Annotated in this window: 1 protein-coding gene and 1 pseudogene; both read right to left on the bottom strand. The window is 43.0% G+C overall.

What is annotated here, in order from left to right:
* Positions 1-115, bottom strand: a pseudogene (locus tag DS2_RS20505) (DDE-type integrase/transposase/recombinase); the annotation flags it as partial.
* 80 nt (positions 116-195) lie between these two features.
* A partial coding sequence (locus DS2_RS19365) for a reverse transcriptase domain-containing protein (RefSeq protein WP_035016736.1) occupies positions 196-898 on the bottom strand: 703 nt, incomplete at its 5' end.

Here is an 898-nt window from a genome sequence, read left to right as displayed (position 1 = left end):
TAACTAAATCAGTCGTCATACGTTTATCAATATGCCAGCCAACAATTCGACGAGAATATAAATCCATTACAACAGCAAGGTACATCCAGCCTTCGCCAGTTTTCAGTAGAGTAAGAGACCAAGCGTAGTCGAACTATTTCTCAGCCTCTCCTCACCGAACCGGACGTGCACCTTTCAGCGCATCCGGCTCTCCATTTAATGTTGGCTGACAGCCATAGCAACATCGTTGTAGCGCGAGGTGATCGTGTTTCTTTCTTCTCGCCTAATGTAAGGGTTAGTTTCAGGTAGTCGCCATCTGAATGGCATTTTAGGGCTGCTCACTAAACGAAATAGTGTTGCCCCGCATACAATACCGTTATTTGACTTACCATAAACCACCCAAGTCTTAGCTTTGCTAGGCGTTGGTCGTCGTATCCATGTCATCATTAATGATTTAATGGAACAGCGATATTTCCTAGCTAGCCATTTTGCAAATTTCCAGAATACGATCCGATCGATTTTGTTGTACACTTTAGCTGTAAAGTGGGTATGGCGGTAGAACTGTGCCCAACCTTTTAGTTTACGGCTAATGTGCTCAAGTTTATCGATTTTGCTACAAGAGTAATCGCCCGATAAAGCTTTACTAAGCGAGTGTGAAAACGCTTTAGCTTTACTATGAGGAATACCCGTTACAACACGCATATTGCCTCTTGGACCTCGTTTTCTAATAATACGATGTCCAAGAAATACAAACCCGTCGTTAACATGGGTAATATGTGTTTTCTCCATATTTAGCGTCAACTTCAGCTTGTCTTCCAAGAAAGACCGACATAAGTTACGAATGGCCATCGCTTGTGCTTTAGTGCCTTTAACGATAACAATAAAGTCATCAGCATAGCGGCAGTAGGCAATGGCTGGC

Source organism: Catenovulum agarivorans DS-2 (genome assembly GCF_000568405.1).
GTDB classification, from domain to species: Bacteria; Pseudomonadota; Gammaproteobacteria; order Enterobacterales; family Alteromonadaceae; genus Catenovulum; species Catenovulum agarivorans_A.
Note: the sequence above shows the minus strand (reverse complement) of the source record. Positions and strands in the feature narration are given on the sequence as shown.